Below are 15621 nucleotides of genomic sequence, written 5' to 3'. Positions count from 1 at the left end.
CCTCAGCGCCGGGGCATCTCCTGGACCTCGTTCGCAGGGGGTGCCCGCACTTCGACATCGGTGGTGCCCCAGCCGGTGAACCGCGTGGTCGCGACCCCGCCGAGGTCGAGCCCCGCGAGTTCCTCGGGCGTGGCGCCGTCCGCGATGGCGCCCGCCCTGCCCAGCCCGCTCATGTCCATGACGACCTTGGCCGGGAGCTGGTCGCCGCGCAGCCACAGTTCCATCGGTGCCTTGCCGAGTTTCGCGGTGGGAAGCCCGTCGAGCTCCATGCCCATTTTCGCGGGGTCGAGGTCGATCCAGCAGTGGAAGGAATCCTGTCCGTCGAGCTTTCGGCTACGCCTTTGGTGATGACGCCCGCCGCTGAACCTCGTCGAGGAAATCCAACCCCAGGACGTACTTGCGCATTCGGCCACGGCTGCGAAAACAAGGGCCGTTTTCCCGGTGCGATCGGGAAAACGGCCCTCGCCGGAAATGCGTCAGCGCTTCGGCAGTTCGCCGACCTCGTCCGCGGGCGGTGCCTGCACGGCGACGTCCGCGGTGCCCCAGTCGCTGTACCGGGTGGTCATCAGCCCGCCGATGTCGATCGAGTTGAGCTGCTCGGGGGTCGCGCCCGCGGCCAGCGCCCCTGCCTTGACGGTCTCACCGAGATCCATCGTGATCTTGACCGGGAGCTGGTCGCCGTTGAGCCACAGCTCCATCGGGATCTTGCCGATCTTGTCCTTGATCTTCGCGAACTCCGCGGCGCTCTGCCCGCCGGGGAACTGCTTCTGCATCTTCGCCGGGTCGAGCTGGACCGAGTAGTGGAAGGTGTCCTGGCCGTCGAGCTTCTCCGGCACGCCCTTGGTGATGGTGCCCGATTCCTGGATGACCTCGAGGGTCTTGCGCGGGTCGCTCTGGTCGGTCTGGCTGCCGTCGCCGAGCATGGTCTTCATGGTGGCCTCGTCGGCCTTCACCCACGGCTTCTTCGTGTTGAGCTTCTTGAGCGCCTCCGGGGGAAGCTTCAGGTAGGTCGTGCTGTTGTCGACGATGCGCACTTCCATGGTCTGGCCGAGCACCGACATGGTCATGCTGCCGGCGTTCTGGCCGTTGGCGAACTTCATCGCGCCGGAGCCGGTCATCTTCTGGCCCGCGGCGGTCATGTCCATGGTGAACTTCGCCGACGCGGCCTGGCCTGCCTTGGCCGATGAGGCCTGCACCAGCGCCCTGGCGTCGGTGAACAACCCTTCGGCCTGCTTCTCCGCCGGTGCGGGTGCCGGGCCGGGCGCGGGCGCCGGTGCCTGCCCGCAGGCGCTCAGCACCGCGATCAGCGCGGCACCCCCTGCCGCCAGGATCGTCTTACGCATCCGATTCCCCCTTCTCGCGCCGATGCGCGGGAGTGCGAGACCTTCCAACGAGGCTCCGCTGAGGTACATACGCCGCATGGCGGGCAAACGTTGCACACCGGCCGGTCACGGTTGGGTTTCGGCGCGGCCCTGCCCGGAAAGGGCCCTGGAAAGCAGAAGACGCCCCGCCGGAATCGGCGGGGCGTCCTCGGAAGATCACTCAGCGCGTCGGCTGCGGCACCTTCGGCATCTCGGGCATCTTGAACTCGCCGACCTGGTCCGCGGGCGGGGCCTCGACGTTCACCGGGGAACCCCAGTCGGTGTACTTCATGGTCGTCTTGCCACCCGCGTTCTCGGCACCGGGCACGCCCATCGACTTCATGACCTCGGTCATGTCCATGGTGACCTGCATGGGCAGCTGGTCGCTGTTCAGCCACAGCTCCATCGGCATGGTGCCCTTCATCTTGCCCGCGAGCTCCTTGGGCAAGCCGGTCGCCGACGATTCGGCGGCGGCCTTCGCCATGTCCACCGCGATCGAGTAGTGCGTGGCCTCCTGGCCGTCGAGCTGGGTCTTCTCGCTCTTGGTGATGGTGCCGGCCTTCTGCACCTGCTCGAAGGTCTTGGACGGGTCGCTCTGCTTCGCCATCTGGTCGAAGCTGCCGCCCATCATCTTGGAGATGGGGTCGTCGCCGCCCTGCCCGATCTTCATCCACGGCTTGCCGCCGGACATCGCCGAACTCGCGGCGTCGCCCTTGGGCAGCTTGATGTACATCGCCTTGTCGACGAAACGCATCTCCATCTCACCGGTGGGACCGTTCATCGTCATCGACATGGCGGTGTTGTCGCCGTCGTAGCGCCCCTCGCCCTTCATGGTCATCTGCTGACCCATGGTGTTGGCTTCCATGGAGAACTTCGACGTCTTCTGCTGGCTCGTCTTGGCGGAAGCGGCCTGCACCAGTTCCTGGGCGTTGCCGAACAGCGCGGCGGCGTCACCACCCGCCGCCGGCGTGCTGGCCTGGCCCCCCTCCTTGCCACCACATGCGCTCAGCGCGATGACCAGCGCGAAACCGCCGGCCGCGAGTGCTGTTTTCCGCATCGAAATGCCCTACTTCCTGTCTTGAGTTCGACTTCCCCCGCACCAGTACCCCGCGTCGGCGCCGTGGCCGAGGCGAAGTCGGGCAAAGACTAGCGTCGCACGCGCGTTCGCACCCATCAATTCGGGCAACGAGGGCCGGTTGAGACCGACCTCGCACTTCGCCCGCCCGCTACTCGGCGTGCCCGGAACGCGACGCGAGCAGCCTGCGCAGCGACTCGAGCCTGCCCGCGCTCGCGGTGCCGCCGGCGACCACGGTGTCGAGCAGGCAGCCGGGGTCCTCCGGCGGGCCGAGGTGACCGCATCCCGACGGGCACTCCTCGGCCACTTCGGCGAATTCCTCGAAGGACAGCACGATGTCGTCGGCCGTCACGTGCGCGAGGCCGAACGAGCGGACGCCGGGGGTGTCGACCACCCAGCCGCCGGTCGGCAGCGGCAGCGCGACGGCCGCGACCGACGTGTGCCTGCCCTTGCCGACCGCGCTGACCACCCCCGTCGCCAGATCGGCGTCCGGGACCAGCCGGTTCACCAAAGTCGACTTGCCGACACCGGAATGGCCGACGAGCGCCGAAACGTGGCCCGTCAGGCGTTCGGTGACCGCGTCGACGTCGGGCTGGTCGTGCCGGGTGACGATCGCGGGCACGTCCAGCTCGGCGTAGCTCGCGAGCAGCTCGTCGGGGCTCGCGAGATCGGCTTTTGTCAGGCACAGCACGGGTCGCAGCCCGCCCGCGAAACACGCGACGAGGCACCGGTCGATGAACCCGGTGCGCGGCGGCGGGTCGGCGAGCGCGGTGACGATCAGGAGCTGCGCCGCGTTGGCGACGACGATCCGCTCGTACGGGTCGGTGTCGTCCGCGGTCCGGCGCAGCACGCTGGTCCGCTCGTCCACGCGCACGATCCTGGCGAGCGTGTCCGGCCTGCCGCTGGTATCGCCGACGATGCCGACGGTGTCCCCGACCACGATCGGGGTCCGGCCGAGCTCGCGCGCCCGCATCGCGGTGACCACGCGCGCCGGGTCGCGGTCGAGCGCGCACGTCCACCGGCCCCTGTCCACCCCGACGACCAGCGCGGACGCGGCGTCGGCGTGCTCCGGACGCCGTTTGCTGCGTGGCCTGGTGCCGCGGCCAGGGCGCACGTGGACGTCGGACTCGTCCAGCTTGCGCCAGTCCCTGCCGGCCACCCGCCACACCCTTCCCCGCTCGCGTTCTGCCAGCGTCGATGATCCCCCATACCGGTCGCCGCGTGTGCGGCAGCCGTGTCACGATGGGTGCCCACTCGCAGGAAAGGGGTTGGGCGATGTGCGGGCGCTATGCCGCCACGAAGGACCCGGCCAAGCTGACCGGGGAGTTCGACGCGATCGATGCCACGGAGGACAGGGCGCGCGGCGCCGACTACAACGTGGCGCCAACGAAGAACGTCGTCACCGTGGTGCAGCGGCATCCGCGTGACGAGGACGGCAAGGTGCTCGCCGGGGAGCCCGCGGTGCGCAGCCTCCGGATGATGCGCTGGGGCCTGGTGCCGTTCTGGGCCAAGGATCCCGCGGTGGGCAACAAGATGATCAACACCCGTGCGGAAACCGCCACCGAGAAGCCCGCGTTCCGCAAGGCGCTCGCGAAGCGCCGGTGCCTGGTCCCTGCCGACGGCTGGTTCGAATGGCGCCGGGACGGCAAGCGGAAGCAGCCCTTCTACATGACCGGCCCCGGCGACGATTCGCTGGCGTTCGCCGGGATCTGGGAGAGCTGGCGCGACCCCAAGGCCGAGGAGGGCGCGCCGCCGCTCCTCACGTTCTCGGTGCTCACCACCGACGCCGTCGGCAAGCTCACCGAGGTGCACCACCGGATGCCGCTGATGATGCCGAAGAGCACCTGGCAGTCCTGGCTCGACCCGGACGCCGACGAGGTCGGCGACCTGCTCGCGCCGTCGCTCGACCTGGTCGACGGCATCGAGCTGCGGCCAGTGTCCTCGCAGGTCAACAGTGTCCGCAACAACGGGGAGCAGCTGATCGAGCGGGTCGACCCCGCGGCGAAGCAACTGGACGACGGGGCACTGTTCGACCTGCCGGCGTCATGACCCGCGTCGAGGTCGACACCCCGCACGGGCTCGCCCGCGCGGAGCTGCACTGCGCCGGGGAAGGCCGCGCGGTGCTGATGCTCGGGCACGGTGCGGGCGGCGGCGTCGGCGCGAAGGACCTGGTGGCCGTCACCCGCGCGGCGCAGGCCGTCGACGTGCACGTGGCGCTGGTCGAGCAGCCCTACCGGGTCGCGGGGCGGCGCGCGCCCGCGCCCGCGAACCAGCTCGATACGGCTTGGCTGGCCGTGGCCGAGGAACTCGCGGACCGGTTCGACGGCCTGCCGACCGTCTTCGGCGGCCGGTCGTCCGGAGCGAGGGTCGCGTGCCGCACGGCCTCGGCAGGGCAGGCCGTCGCGGTGCTGTGCCTGGCGTTCCCCGAGCACCCGCCCGGTAAGCCGGAGAAGTCCCGGCAGCAGGAGCTGGACGCCGTCGAGGTGCCGGTGCTGGTCATCCAGGGCGAGTCGGACGCGTTCGGCAGGCCCGAGGCGGGCCCGCACCACGAACTGGTGATGCTGACCGGCACCCACGCACTGGACGCCGACCTGGACGGCGTAGCCCGCGCCGCCTCCGAATGGCTGGAACGCGTGCTGCGGCCTCTAATTTGATCGGTCTGTGTTTTTTATCGGTCGTCAGAATTTGCGCTGCCAGGGCGTGGCTTCCAGCGTGTGTGGCAGTTGGGTGCGGTGGCGCCCTGCCATCGCAAATTCAGAGGGCCCAGGGGGCCCTGCGACCGACCGAGACGCTCCCCGCCGCGCGGGGCGCGTCGGCTCGCCGGTGGGTGGCTGGGTTGGGAGTGACCGCGCCTTCGGCGCGGGCCTCGCGGCACTCGGAGGGTAGGCGGGCGAGGGGGTTCTTCGTAGGTGGGCGAAGGTGGGGTGTGGGTCGCTGGGTGCAGTTCGCGGGCTAAATGTCGTGGCTCGCGGTCAGCGTGCGAGGGGGGAGACGGTTCCGTTGGTCAGCTTGATCAGGTCCGCGGGTGCTAGTTCGACTTCCAGGCCTCGGCGGCCTGCTGAGCAGTAGACGGTGTCGAACTGTTCGGCCGACGAGTCGATCACGACGGGCAGTTTCGAGCGGTGGCCGAGTGGCGAGATGCCGCCGAGGACGTAACCGGTGGCGCGCTGGGCCGCGGCGGCGTCGGCCATCTTCGCCTTCTTCTTGCCGACGGCGGCGGCAAGCGCCTTCAGGTCGAGCTGGCCGGTGACCGGGACCACGCCGACGGTCAGCGCGCCGTCGACCTCGGCGACGAGGGTCTTGAAGACGCGAGCCGGGTCGAGCCCGAGCGCGTCGACGGCTTCGCTGCCGAAGGACTCGGTGCGCGGGTCGTGGTCGTAGGCGTGCAGCGTGTGCGGCACCTTCTGCCTGGTGAGCTGCGCGGTCGCCGGGGTGCCCTTTCCAGCCATGTGAGGGAGTGTACGAATCCGGCGGGGAATGCCGGCGGCGGCGGCCTGGTTGACACCGGTGTGCAGACGACGCTAGCCACCCCCGCAATCCATCCCCAGCGCCAGGCGCGAGCCGCCGCGGCGGGCCGGCGCGCACCCTCCCGCGTATCCTCGACGCAGTCATATGCGCAGCCGCGCATCGACGAGGACGGGGAAGGGAACGGTTTGCCGAGCACGCAGAACCCGGCGGTGCCCGAATCGGGCTCCGAGCAGGCGCGGACCGAACGCTTCGAGCGCGACGCCATGCCACTGCTCGACCAGCTCTACTCGGCGGCCATGCGGATGACCCGCAACCCGGCCGACGCCGAGGACCTGGTCCAGGAGACCTACCTGAAGGCCTATTCGGCGTTCGCCTCCTTCAAGGAGGGCACCAACCTCAAGGCGTGGATGTACCGCATCCTCACCAACACCTACATCAACGGCTACCGGAAGCGCCAGCGCCAGCCGGTGCAGCAGCCGACCGAGGAGATCACCGACTGGCAGATCGCCAAGGCGGAGAACCACACGTCGAGCGGGCTGCGCTCGGCCGAGGTCGAGGCGATGGACAAGCTGCCGGACGCCGACGTCAAGCAGGCCCTGCAGCGGCTGCCGGAGGACTTCCGGCTCGCGGTGTACCTCGCCGACGTGGAGGGCTTCGCCTACAAGGAGATCGCGGAGATCATGGACACCCCGATCGGGACCGTGATGTCCCGCCTGCACCGCGGCCGCGCCCAGCTGCGCGACCTGCTGGCCGATGTCGCGCGCGAGCGCGGGTTCATCAGGGCGGCCAAGCAGGAGGTGGCGGGGCGATGAGCAACGAATGCGGGGACAGCGGCAAGGTCAGCTGCGACGAAGCGCTCGCCGAGATCTACCTGCTGCTCGACCGGGAGTGCGGTCCCGACCACGAGGCGCAGCTGCGCAAGCACATCGAGGACTGCCCGCCGTGCCTGGAGCAGTACGGCATCGACGAGCAGCTCAAGCAGCTGCTGGCCCGCAAGTGCGGCGGTGACCACGCGCCGGACGACCTGAAGAGCCGCCTGCGCGCGTCGATCAGGAAGACCGTCGAGGAGCGGGGCGGGATCACCATCGAACGCACCGAGGTCTCCATCGAGCAGCGCACCGAGCAGCGCACCGAATAGCGCACCGGACAGCGTAAAGGCCCCGGACCGTGCTGGTCTCGGGGCCTTTCGCGTCCGCCTTGCTCAGGCGTTGGGCTTCTTGCCGTGGTTCGCGCCGTTCTTCTTGCGGTCACGACGCTTGCGGGCGCGCTTCGACATGCCTGCTCCTCAGTGCTTCGATGGGCCGATGGGTTCTCCGCCTCGGGGCACGCCCGAGCTCCGAACCCCTAGTTTGACATGGCCCCCGAACAGGGGGTTCCCGGGCTGGGCCGAAGGCAGCTCGCTCTGCTTGGATGAAAGGCGCGTTCGGGACCGGGCGGATCCGCCGGGCGCGCCCACCACTGCGTTCGCGGGAGGACACCACCGATGGCCGAGGAGATCAGGGCCGAGATCGTCGCCAATGTGATGAAGGTCGTTGCCGCCGAAGGGGTGACACTCGGTGACGGCGACCCGGTGGTGATCCTCGAATCCATGAAGATGGAGATCCCCGTGCTCACCGAGGGCTCGGGCAAGCTGACCAGGCTCGCGGTGCACGAGGGCGACGTCGTGCAGGAAGGCGACCTGCTCGCGGTACTGGAGTGAGCGCAGAGGAGATCCGTGTCCACACTGTCCGACCTGCTGGCCGAGAACACCGGGCTGTCGGGCGAGGCGGCCGACCACCTGCAGACGGTGGTCGCCGAATGGCAGCTCCTCGCCGACCTGTCCTTCGCGGACTTCCTGCTGTGGGTCCCGGTGGCCCACGAGGTGTACCCCGACGGGGGTGACTTCGTGTGCGTCGCGCAGGCACGGCCGACGACGGCGCCGACGGCCCATCCGGAGGACGTCGTCGGCACGCGCTTCACCGTGGACGAGCACCCGCAGCTCGCGAAGGCGATGCGCGAGGTCCGGATCTGCCGCGAGGAGGACCCGCACTGGTACCGCGACCTGCCGATGCGGCGCGAAGCGATCCCGGTGAGCTTCCACGGCAGCGTGATCGGCGTGCTGAGCAGGGAGACGAACCTCGCCGCGCCGCGGGTCCCGAGCCCGCTGGAGATCGCCTACCTCGGCAGCGCGGGCGACCTGTGCCAGATGATCGTGGACGGCACGTTCCCGAGCAAGGACTCGCAGAGCGACGCGCACACCAGCCCCCGCGTCGGCGACGGCCTGATCCGCCTCGACCCGTCGGGCGCGGTGGTGTTCGCGAGCCCCAACGGGCTGTCCGCCTACCACCGGATGGGGCACGAATCCGATCTCGTCGGCGCGCGGCTCGCGCCGCTCACGCGTTCTCTCATCCGCGACCCGTTCGACGCGACCGAGGTGTCCCACCGGATCCTGAACGCGCTCGACGGGAAGCCTGGGAGCCGCGCGGAGGCCGACTCGCGCCGCGGGGCCGTCGTGCTGTTCCGCGCGCTCCCGCTGCGGCCGGCCGGGCAGGCGGCCGGTGCGCTGGTGCTGGTCCGCGACGTCACCGAGGTCAAGCGCCGCGATCGCGCGCTGCTGTCGAAGGACGCGACCATCCGGGAGATCCACCACCGGGTGAAGAACAACCTGCAGACCGTGGCCGCGCTCCTGCGGTTGCAGTCGCGCCGCACCTCGAGCGACGAAGCGCGCCTGGCGCTGGGGGAGTCGGTGCGGCGGGTGTCGTCGATCGCGATGGTGCACGAGGCGCTGTCGGTGTCCGTCGACGAGCGGGTGGACCTGGACAAGCTGCTCGACAACGTGCTGCCGATGGTCGGCGAGGTCGCCACGGCCGAGTCGCACGTGACGTTCTCGCGCACCGGCTCGTTCGGGATCGTCGTCGCCGAGATCGCCACGCCGCTGGTGATGGTGCTCGCGGAGCTGGTGCAGAACGCCGTGGAGCACGCGTTCCCGCAGGGGCGCTCCGGCGAGGTGGAGGTCAAGGTCGAACGGTCGGCGCGGTGGCTGGACGTGCTCATCCGCGACGACGGCCGCGGGCTGCCGTCCGGGTTCTCGCTGGAACGCACCGACGGCCTCGGCTTGCAGATCGCGCGCACGCTCGTCGAATCGGAATTGCGGGGGTCGCTTTCGCTGCGGGGTCGCACCGGCGGCACCGAAGCCGCCTTGCGAATCCCCCTGAGCCGCCGCCTCTGAGACCGCTGTCCTCAATGGACACTTCCGTCCAACCCGGACGGTGCCTGCCCTGCTCCCGCGGTGGGCCCTAGGGGAATCCGATGCCGTCCCACTCGCGGCCGACGACGTTTAGCCCGCTCAACAACAAAACCCCATTTTTTAGGGCGGCCCCTCTGGGAGGGGCCGCCCTAACTGCGGGAGGACTTGTGAAGTCCCTGTTACCGGGCCCGTGTTCGCGGGTGGCCCGGGAGGTAGTCGGACCCGGTGCAGGTCACAGTCACCTTGGTTGTTACGCTCAGACAGGGCCGATGTCACCTCACGTAACGCGGGCGCGCGGTAAGCGGGCGAAATCGATCCTGCGGGAGTGGTGGTTCTCGATCAGGCGTTGCTGCGGGTGCCGATGTGAGTGCGGCGGCGCTTGAGGGCGCGTCGCTCGTCCTCGCTCATGCCGCCCCACACGCCGGCATCCTGTCCACTGGCCAAGGCCCAGGCGAGACAGTCGGATGCGACGGTGCAGCGGTGGCACACGGCCTTCGCCTCGGAGACCTGGAGCAGAGCGGGACCGCTGGTTCCCACGGGGAAGAACAGCTCGGGGTCCTCGTCTCGGCAGGCCGCGTCGTGGCGCCAGTCCATTTCTGTGAGCTCCTTCTTGGGGGCGCAGAGCTCTGCGCCACAGTCGTCATGGCGGTCGTTTTTTTGGGGTGCTTGTGAATGCTTTCACGAAGCACCGCTTTCGACAAGGGTTTTCCGAAGATCGGTGAGTCAGCTCACCCGGCCGAGCGACCCGTCTGACCTGCGGTTTCTGTCCGAAACGACCTTCGCGAAGGAAGGGCGATGCGGTGAGTGGATGTTCTCAGTCGACGAGCGGCAGGTCGGTCTTTGCCGCTAGTGGTCAGTCGAGGCGGGCTCTGCCGGGGTGTTCAGCACATCACCGACAGTGCGCCCGGCGCACTGGTGAACTCCACCCTGGTCCGCTGGCCGACCAGGTCTCCGTCCACCTGGAAGTTTACCGGTTCAGAAGCCTCTATGCAGAAAGTTGCCACGTCGTCGTGACGCAGGAGACGCCTGCCGCGCTGGTTGCCGCTCGTCGTGAGCGCTTGGCGTACATGCCTGAACACGGTGGGTAGTCCCAGGCCCTTGAGCGCGAACAATCCGAGCCCGGCGTCGAAGGAACAGCCGTTGTTCAGGTGCACCGGCCGCGCGCCGAGGTAGCTCCACGGGTCGGTGTTGGACACGAACGCGGTACGCACCTCGACCGGATCCTCGCCGGGCAGCCGCACGGTCATCGTCGGCCTGCCCAGTGGCGGGCGGACGTGGCACGCGACCGCGGCGCGCAGGTAGAGGGAGGGACTGGTCTGCTTGCCGCGCCGCTTCGCGACACCGGCGACGACGTCGGCGTCCCAGCCGAGCCCGGCGTTGAAGGTGAACCAGTGCCGGTCGGCGCGGCCGAGCCCGACGCGCCTGCTCCGGCCCGTCTCGATCGCGTTGAGCAGCTGGTGGGTGGCTTCGACGGGGTCGCGCGGGATGTCGAGTGCGCGGGCGAACACGTTCGCGGAGCCGCCGGGCACCACGCCGAGCATGCTGCCGACCGGCGGGGAGTCCGCGAGCAGGCCGTTGACGACCTCGTTGACCGTGCCGTCGCCGCCGTGCGCCACCACGAGGTCGATCCCGTCGCGGACGCTCGCCTTCGCGACGGCCAGCGCGTGGCCCCGGTACCCGGTTTCGACGACTTCGAGCTTCACCTGGCTGGCGAGCGCATGCGCCAGCACGTCCCGGCCACCGGGGGTGGTCGAGGTCGCCTGCGGGTTCACGACGAGGACTGCGCGCACTACCGCAGGGTAGGTGAAGACTCGACCTCGGGCCCGGTACTGCGAAGCTCGTCACGGTACCGGTCCGCGGGGTGTGTGCCCCGTGGACGTGCCCGACTCCCAAGACGTACCAGTCGAAGGCTGTGCCGGGGCGGTCCTCCGTCTCGTGTCCGACGCGCGGACCCTTCGCCCGCGTCACCGTTCGCCGTGACAAGTGCACCCGGGCCGACCGCCCGCTCATCGACGACTGCTTCAGATCTTGGTCGCGTGGACGCCGGAGGAAAACGGCCGTCCGGGTGGCATAGGCTCGGCTGCGTTCACGCACGGTCATCCGTGCGACGCAACCGCAGGTGGAAGGCCACAAGCCGTGCCGATCGCAGACAAGATTTCTCCCGCGCCGCGCGAAGTCCGGCTCGCCGGGGCGATCACGCTGTTGCCAGGGGTGGCGGTGCTGGTACTCGGCGTCATGGTGCTGGCGCAAAGCGGTCAGTCGAGCGCGCCCGGTAACAATGTGTACGCCGAAGCGGGGTTCTACGGGCTACTCGGGATCGCCGTCGTCGCGGTGGGTATCGGCTTGGCGTTCGGAAAGCTGTGGGCGCGTTCACCCGGGGTGGTGGTGGCGCTGATCACCGCGGGCATCGGCGTCTACCTGACCGGTCCGTCGAGCCTGCCGGGGCCCGGAGTCCCGGTCGTCCTGGTCGGACTGCTCGTGGTGTACCTGCTCTTCCGCCAGCCCTCGCGCGCGTGGGCGCTCGGGCAGCAGGATGGCGAGTCCGAAGAGGAGGCCGCGCGCCGCGGCGGCATCGAGGGGCGCGCGGAGCGGCGCGAATCGGACGACTAGGCCGTTCCGGCGAGCGCGCGCAGCGGTTCGCCGTCGAGGCGGTACACGCTCCACTCGTCCATCGGCACCGCGCCGAGCGCGCGGTAGAACCGCACCGCGGGGTTCCAGTCGAGCACCGACCATTCCAGCCGCGAGTACCCGCGCTCGACGCACAGCCTCGCGAGTTCGGTCATCAGCGCCTTGCCCGCGCCAGAGCCCCGTGCCTCCGGGTTGACGTAGAGGTCTTCGAGGTAGATGCCGTGCACGCCGTTCCAGGTGGAGAAGTTCAGGAACCACAGCGTGAACCCGACGATCTCGCCGCGGTCTTCGGCGATGTGCCCGAACAGCGCGGGCGATTCGCCGAACAGCGCCGCGCGAAGCTGCGCCGCGGTGAGGTGGCAGTCCTGCGGCGCCTTCTCGAACTCGGCGAGGCCGTGCACCATGCCCACCACGGTGTCCACATCGGACTCCCGGACGCGGCGGATCGTTGCTGGCATCGAAGTCTCCTAGAGCGGCGGGATGTTGAGGTGTTCGATCCGCGGTTCGCCGCGCTCGTCGCCGAGCACGCTCACCCCGGCGGATGAGAGTCCGAAGTGGACTCCCGCGGTGGCGGGAAGGCCGAGCCAGCGCGCGATCAGGACCCTGCTGAAGTGGCCGTGCCCGACGAGCACGACGTCGGAGTCCGACAGCGTTTCGCGGGCCTTGGCCAGTACGTCGTCCGCGCGCGCCGCCACCTCCGGCGCGCTCTCGCCGCCGGGGATCGGGTGCGTCCACACCGTCCAGCCGGGCACGGTCTCGCGGATCCGGTCGGTGGTGATGCCCTCGTAGTCGCCGTAGTCCCATTCGGCGAGCTGTTCGGTGGTCTCGTGCACGTCGAGCCCGGCCAGCGCCGCCGTCTTCACCGCACGCGCGCGGGGGCTGGTCAGCACGAGCGCGGGGCCGTGGCGGAGCTTCGCCAGTGTTTCGCCCGCGGCGCGGGCTTCGTCCTCGCCCTCGGCGGTCAGCGGGATGTCGGTGCGGCCGGTGTGCCGCCCGTTGACCGACCATTCGGTCTGGCCGTGCCGGAGTAGGTAGAGCAGGTGGTCCACGTTTGCGAACATACCCTGCCGTCTGCTTTGCTACTCGCGAGTAGGGAGGGTGTGTATGGCGAACTCGACGTTCGGCCTGTGGGAGCGGCTCTCGCGGGTGCCGGGTGGTCGCGGGCTGTTCTCCGCCGCGATGTGCCTGCGTGTGCCGTACTTCGGCACCGTGCTGCCGCACGTGCGGGAGATCCGGCCGGGCCGGTGCGAGGTCACCGCGCCGAAGTGGTGGGGTGTGCACAACCACATCGGCACCTTCCACGCGATCGCGGCGTGCAACCTCGCGGAGATCGCGATGGGCATGCTCGCCGAGGCGACCGTGCCGCCGACGCACCGGTGGCTGCCGAAGGGGATGACCGTCGACTACGTCGCGAAGGCGGGCAGCGGCCTGCGCGCCGTCGCCGAACTGCCGGAAATTCCCGAGTTCGGCGATTCCGGATTCGCGTTGCCGGTACCCGTGACGATTCGGGACAAGCGCGATGAACCCGTCGTGACGGGCGTGATCACGATCTGGGTGACGCGGCGCAACGAGTAGCCCAGGTGAGTGAAATAAACACCGTTTACCCAGTTGACGTGAATCGACTTCGGGTTTGCTCTTGTCAGCCGGAAAGCGGGCTTGCAGCATGCGACGCATGCCTTCCCCCTTCTCCCGCAGGCGTTTCCTCGGCCTTGCCGCGCTCAATTCGGCCGCCGCGCTCGGACTGACCTCCATTTCGGTCCCCGCCGCGTCCGCGAGCGGCCGGAAAACGACGGCGCTGCCCGAGTTTTCCCCCGCCGTGGTGATCGGCACCGGTTACGGCGCCGCGGTGACCGCGCTGCGGCTGGGCGAGGCGGGCGTGCCCACCGTCATGCTCGAAATGGGGCAGCTCTGGGACACCGCGGGCGCCGACGGCAAGGTCTTCTGCCCGATGCTCTCGCCGGACGAGCGGTCGATGTGGTTCAAGGACCGCACCGAGGCGCCACTGGCCTCGTTCCTGTGGCTCGACCTGGCGAACCACGACATCCGCAGGCACGCGGGCGTGCTCGACCGCGTGCACTTCGGCGACATGTCGGTGTACCTCGGGCGCGGCGTCGGCGGCGGCTCGCTGGTGAACGGGGCGATGGCCGTGACTCCCCGGCGGGACTACTTCGAGGAGATCCTGCCCGAGGTCGACGCGGACGAGATGTACGGCAGGTACTTCCCGCGCGCCAACGCCGGGCTCGGCAGGAACGAGGTCGACCGGGCGTGGTTCGAGAAGTGCCGTTCGTACAACTACGCCAGGGTTTCGCGGAAGGCCGCGGCGAAGGCGGGCTTCAAGACCGCGTTCGTGCCGAGCGTCTACGACTTCGAGTACCTGAAGGCCGAGGAAGAGGGCACCGTGCCGCGTTCGGCGCTCGCGTCGGAGGTCATCTACGGCAACAACCACGGCAAGCGGTCGCTCGACAGGACCTACCTCGCCGCGGCACTGGGCACCGGCCACGTCCGGATCCACACGCTGCACGAGGTGCGGGAGATCCTGCGCCAGCCCGACGGCGCGTACACCCTCGTCGTCCGCGAGAGCGACGCCGACGGCACCGTGCTCGCGACGAAGCACATCGGCGCGAAGCACCTGTTCCTCGGCGCCGGCAGCCTCGGCACCACGGAACTGCTGCTGCGCGCCCGCGACACCGGGCGGCTGCCGGAGCTGTCCGAAGAGGTCGGCGAGGGCTGGGGCACCAACGGCAACGTGATGCTGGGCCGCGCGAACCACCTCTGGGACACCACGGGCAGCCTGCAGTCCGGCATGCCCACGCTCGGCATCGACAACTGGGACGACCCGAAGTACCCCGTGTTCGCCGAGATCGCGCCCGTGCCGGCCGGGCTCGAGACGTGGGTCAGCCTTTACCTCGCGATCACGAAGAACCCCGAGCGCGGGCGGTTCCGCTACGACCCCGCGAGCGACTCGGCGAAGCTGTCGTGGACCGCGGACCAGGGCCAGCCGTCGATCGACGCGGCGAAGGCCCTGTTCGACAAGATCAACAGGGCGAACACCACGATCTACCGCCACGACCTGTTCGGCGACACGCGGCCGTTCGAGAACCGGTTCACCTACCACCCGCTCGGCGGCGCGGTGCTGGGCAAGGCCACCGATCTCCACGGCAGGGTCAAGGGCGCGCCCAACCTGTACGTCACCGACGGCTCGCTGATCCCCGGCAGCACCGGCGTGAACCCGTTCGTGACCATCACCGCGCTGGCCGAGCGCAACGTCGAACGCGTACTCGCCGAAGACGTCCTGCGCTGATTCCCGCCCGACGGGGGCGCATTCCCTGAAGGGCGCCTTGGGGGAATCTGGCGCCGCGATCTCGCCCTTCGCGGCGGGCGGCACGGCGATCCCATGCCGTGAAGGGGGCCTTGGCGGCGTTGGATTCCCTCGAGGGTCCGTTCGGGGCATGCGCTCCGGGCAGGGCGGGCCTGTGTGGTCGTATCTGCGGCGTTCGCGCCTGTGAAGGCTTCCTTTTGGGGCGGGCAGCGCGGAGAGGGGTGAGCTTGGGAGGTTCGGTGCATTCCTTGAAGGGCGCCTTGGGGGAATCTGACGCCGCGATCTCGCCCCTCGCGGTAGACGACACGGCGATCCTCATGCCCCGAAGGACGCCTTCGCGGCGTTGGATTCCCTCAAGGGCCCCTTCACAGCATCCACCCCGGGGCAGGGCGGGCCTGTGTGGTCGTATCTGCGGCGTTCACGCCTGTGAAGGCTCCCTTTTCGGGGCGGGCAGCGCGGAGAGGGGTGAGCTTGGGAGGTTCGGTGCATTCCTTGAAGGGCGCCTTGGGGGCATCTGGCGCCGCGATCTCGCCCTTCGCGGCGG

19 protein-coding genes are annotated in these 15621 nt (G+C 69.6%); 9 read left to right on the top strand and 10 right to left on the bottom strand.

Translation table 11 applies throughout. From position 1 onward, the window contains the following. Positions 1-2: 2 nt before the first annotated feature. The 4 genes from ABD256_RS18660 to rsgA form a co-directional block, all read right to left on the bottom strand. Positions 3-275, bottom strand: coding sequence for a hypothetical protein (locus ABD256_RS18660; RefSeq protein ID WP_344419892.1), 273 nt, complete (start codon positions 273-275; stop codon positions 3-5). 201 nt (positions 276-476) lie between these two features. Then, entirely contained in the window at positions 477-1343 is an 867-nt protein-coding gene (locus ABD256_RS18655; RefSeq protein ID WP_344419889.1) for an SCO4651 family lipoprotein, read from the bottom strand. Between the two features lie 199 nt (positions 1344-1542). Then, positions 1543-2418, bottom strand: a complete 876-nt coding sequence (locus ABD256_RS18650) for an SCO4651 family lipoprotein (RefSeq protein WP_344419886.1) — start codon at positions 2416-2418, stop codon at positions 1543-1545. 169 nt (positions 2419-2587) lie between these two features. After that, positions 2588-3595, bottom strand: coding sequence for a ribosome small subunit-dependent GTPase A (gene rsgA / locus ABD256_RS18645; protein WP_344419884.1), 1008 nt, complete (start codon positions 3593-3595; stop codon positions 2588-2590). A gap of 116 nt (positions 3596-3711) precedes the next feature. Between rsgA and ABD256_RS18640 the strand changes: the two genes are divergently transcribed. After that, complete coding sequence (locus ABD256_RS18640) at positions 3712-4485, top strand: SOS response-associated peptidase (protein ID WP_344419881.1); 774 nt, start codon at positions 3712-3714, stop codon at positions 4483-4485. Continuing rightward, on the top strand, positions 4482-5090 hold the full coding sequence (locus ABD256_RS18635; protein WP_344419878.1) for an alpha/beta hydrolase family protein: 609 nt from the start codon (positions 4482-4484) through the stop codon (positions 5088-5090). Before ABD256_RS18640 ends, ABD256_RS18635 begins: the two co-directional genes overlap by 4 nt. A 318-nt stretch (positions 5091-5408) precedes the next feature. Here ABD256_RS18635 and ybaK read toward each other — a convergent pair whose 3' ends face one another. Continuing rightward, positions 5409-5885: a Cys-tRNA(Pro) deacylase gene (ybaK, locus tag ABD256_RS18630; protein WP_344419875.1), complete on the bottom strand. Its 477-nt coding sequence runs from the start codon at positions 5883-5885 to the stop codon at positions 5409-5411. A gap of 204 nt (positions 5886-6089) precedes the next feature. On the opposite strand from ybaK, the gene ABD256_RS18625 reads away from it, so the two are divergent. Together ABD256_RS18625 and rsrA are read left to right on the top strand one after the other, a co-directional pair. Beyond that, the gene (locus ABD256_RS18625) at positions 6090-6716 is read left to right on the top strand and encodes a sigma-70 family RNA polymerase sigma factor (protein ID WP_215550176.1); all 627 of its coding nucleotides are present in this window, start codon (positions 6090-6092) and stop codon (positions 6714-6716) included. Continuing rightward, positions 6713-7042: a mycothiol system anti-sigma-R factor gene (gene rsrA / locus ABD256_RS18620; RefSeq protein WP_344419869.1), complete on the top strand. Its 330-nt coding sequence runs from the start codon at positions 6713-6715 to the stop codon at positions 7040-7042. Before ABD256_RS18625 ends, rsrA begins: the two co-directional genes overlap by 4 nt. Positions 7043-7105: 63 nt before the next feature. Here rsrA and ABD256_RS44420 read toward each other — a convergent pair whose 3' ends face one another. Further along, positions 7106-7180 (bottom strand): 50S ribosomal protein bL37, encoded by a 75-nt coding sequence (locus tag ABD256_RS44420; protein ID WP_098515123.1) that lies wholly within the window; start codon positions 7178-7180, stop codon positions 7106-7108. 207 nt (positions 7181-7387) lie between these two features. Here ABD256_RS44420 and ABD256_RS18615 point away from each other — a divergent pair, with 207 nt between their 5' ends. Next, on the top strand, positions 7388-7603 hold the full coding sequence (locus ABD256_RS18615; protein WP_344419866.1) for a biotin/lipoyl-binding carrier protein: 216 nt from the start codon (positions 7388-7390) through the stop codon (positions 7601-7603). Positions 7604-7618: 15 nt separating this feature from the next. Continuing rightward, positions 7619-9112: a sensor histidine kinase gene (locus ABD256_RS18610; protein ID WP_344419863.1), complete on the top strand. Its 1494-nt coding sequence runs from the start codon at positions 7619-7621 to the stop codon at positions 9110-9112. A gap of 357 nt (positions 9113-9469) precedes the next feature. Here ABD256_RS18610 and ABD256_RS18605 read toward each other — a convergent pair whose 3' ends face one another. Further along, a complete protein-coding gene (locus tag ABD256_RS18605; RefSeq protein ID WP_344419859.1) occupies positions 9470-9724 on the bottom strand; it encodes a WhiB family transcriptional regulator in 255 nt (84 codons plus the stop codon). A 287-nt stretch (positions 9725-10011) separates the two neighbouring features. Beyond that, positions 10012-10920 (bottom strand): diacylglycerol/lipid kinase family protein, encoded by a 909-nt coding sequence (locus ABD256_RS18600; RefSeq protein ID WP_344419856.1) that lies wholly within the window; start codon positions 10918-10920, stop codon positions 10012-10014. 346 nt (positions 10921-11266) lie between these two features. Here ABD256_RS18600 and ABD256_RS18595 point away from each other — a divergent pair, with 346 nt between their 5' ends. After that, a complete protein-coding gene (locus ABD256_RS18595; protein ID WP_344419853.1) occupies positions 11267-11740 on the top strand; it encodes a hypothetical protein in 474 nt (157 codons plus the stop codon). Here ABD256_RS18595 and ABD256_RS18590 read toward each other — a convergent pair. After that, positions 11737-12216, bottom strand: coding sequence for a GNAT family N-acetyltransferase (locus ABD256_RS18590; protein ID WP_344419850.1), 480 nt, complete (start codon positions 12214-12216; stop codon positions 11737-11739). The two genes, ABD256_RS18595 and ABD256_RS18590, sit on opposite strands and share 4 nt — an antisense overlap. Before the next feature lie 9 nt (positions 12217-12225). After that, positions 12226-12807, bottom strand: a complete 582-nt coding sequence (locus tag ABD256_RS18585) for an acid phosphatase (RefSeq protein ID WP_344419929.1) — start codon at positions 12805-12807, stop codon at positions 12226-12228. 55 nt (positions 12808-12862) lie between these two features. On the opposite strand from ABD256_RS18585, the gene ABD256_RS18580 reads away from it, so the two are divergent. Together ABD256_RS18580 and ABD256_RS18575 are read left to right on the top strand one after the other, a co-directional pair. After that, positions 12863-13333, top strand: a complete 471-nt coding sequence (locus tag ABD256_RS18580) for a hotdog fold domain-containing protein (protein ID WP_344419847.1) — start codon at positions 12863-12865, stop codon at positions 13331-13333. Positions 13334-13421: 88 nt separating this feature from the next. Beyond that, positions 13422-15059: a GMC oxidoreductase gene (locus tag ABD256_RS18575; protein WP_344419844.1), complete on the top strand. Its 1638-nt coding sequence runs from the start codon at positions 13422-13424 to the stop codon at positions 15057-15059. The last annotated feature ends 562 nt before the right edge of the window (positions 15060-15621 follow it).

It is taken from the genome of Amycolatopsis minnesotensis (assembly GCF_039529815.1).
GTDB lineage: Bacteria > Actinomycetota > Actinomycetes > Mycobacteriales > Pseudonocardiaceae > Amycolatopsis > Amycolatopsis minnesotensis.
This window is presented reverse-complemented; position numbering and strand designations above follow the sequence as displayed.

Bases quoted from the DNA above. Each gene is read 5' to 3' on its own strand.
- ABD256_RS18580 (WP_344419847.1), top strand. From the start codon at position 12,863: ATGGCGAACTCGACGTTCGGCCTGTGGGAGCGGCTCTCGCGGGTGCCG.
- ABD256_RS18635 (WP_344419878.1), top strand. From the start codon at position 4,482: ATGACCCGCGTCGAGGTCGACACCCCGCACGGGCTCGCCCGCGCGGAG.
- ABD256_RS18615 (WP_344419866.1), top strand. From the start codon at position 7,388: ATGGCCGAGGAGATCAGGGCCGAGATCGTCGCCAATGTGATGAAGGTC.
- ABD256_RS18655 (WP_344419889.1), bottom strand. From the start codon at position 1,343: ATGCGTAAGACGATCCTGGCGGCAGGGGGTGCCGCGCTGATCGCGGTG.
- ybaK (WP_344419875.1), bottom strand. From the start codon at position 5,885: ATGGCTGGAAAGGGCACCCCGGCGACCGCGCAGCTCACCAGGCAGAAG.
- ABD256_RS18660 (WP_344419892.1), bottom strand. From the start codon at position 275: ATGGGCATGGAGCTCGACGGGCTTCCCACCGCGAAACTCGGCAAGGCA.
- ABD256_RS18640 (WP_344419881.1), top strand. From the start codon at position 3,712: ATGTGCGGGCGCTATGCCGCCACGAAGGACCCGGCCAAGCTGACCGGG.
- ABD256_RS18605 (WP_344419859.1), bottom strand. From the start codon at position 9,724: ATGGACTGGCGCCACGACGCGGCCTGCCGAGACGAGGACCCCGAGCTG.
- rsrA (WP_344419869.1), top strand. From the start codon at position 6,713: ATGAGCAACGAATGCGGGGACAGCGGCAAGGTCAGCTGCGACGAAGCG.
- ABD256_RS18575 (WP_344419844.1), top strand. From the start codon at position 13,422: ATGCGACGCATGCCTTCCCCCTTCTCCCGCAGGCGTTTCCTCGGCCTT.
- ABD256_RS18590 (WP_344419850.1), bottom strand. From the start codon at position 12,216: ATGCCAGCAACGATCCGCCGCGTCCGGGAGTCCGATGTGGACACCGTG.
- ABD256_RS18650 (WP_344419886.1), bottom strand. From the start codon at position 2,418: ATGCGGAAAACAGCACTCGCGGCCGGCGGTTTCGCGCTGGTCATCGCG.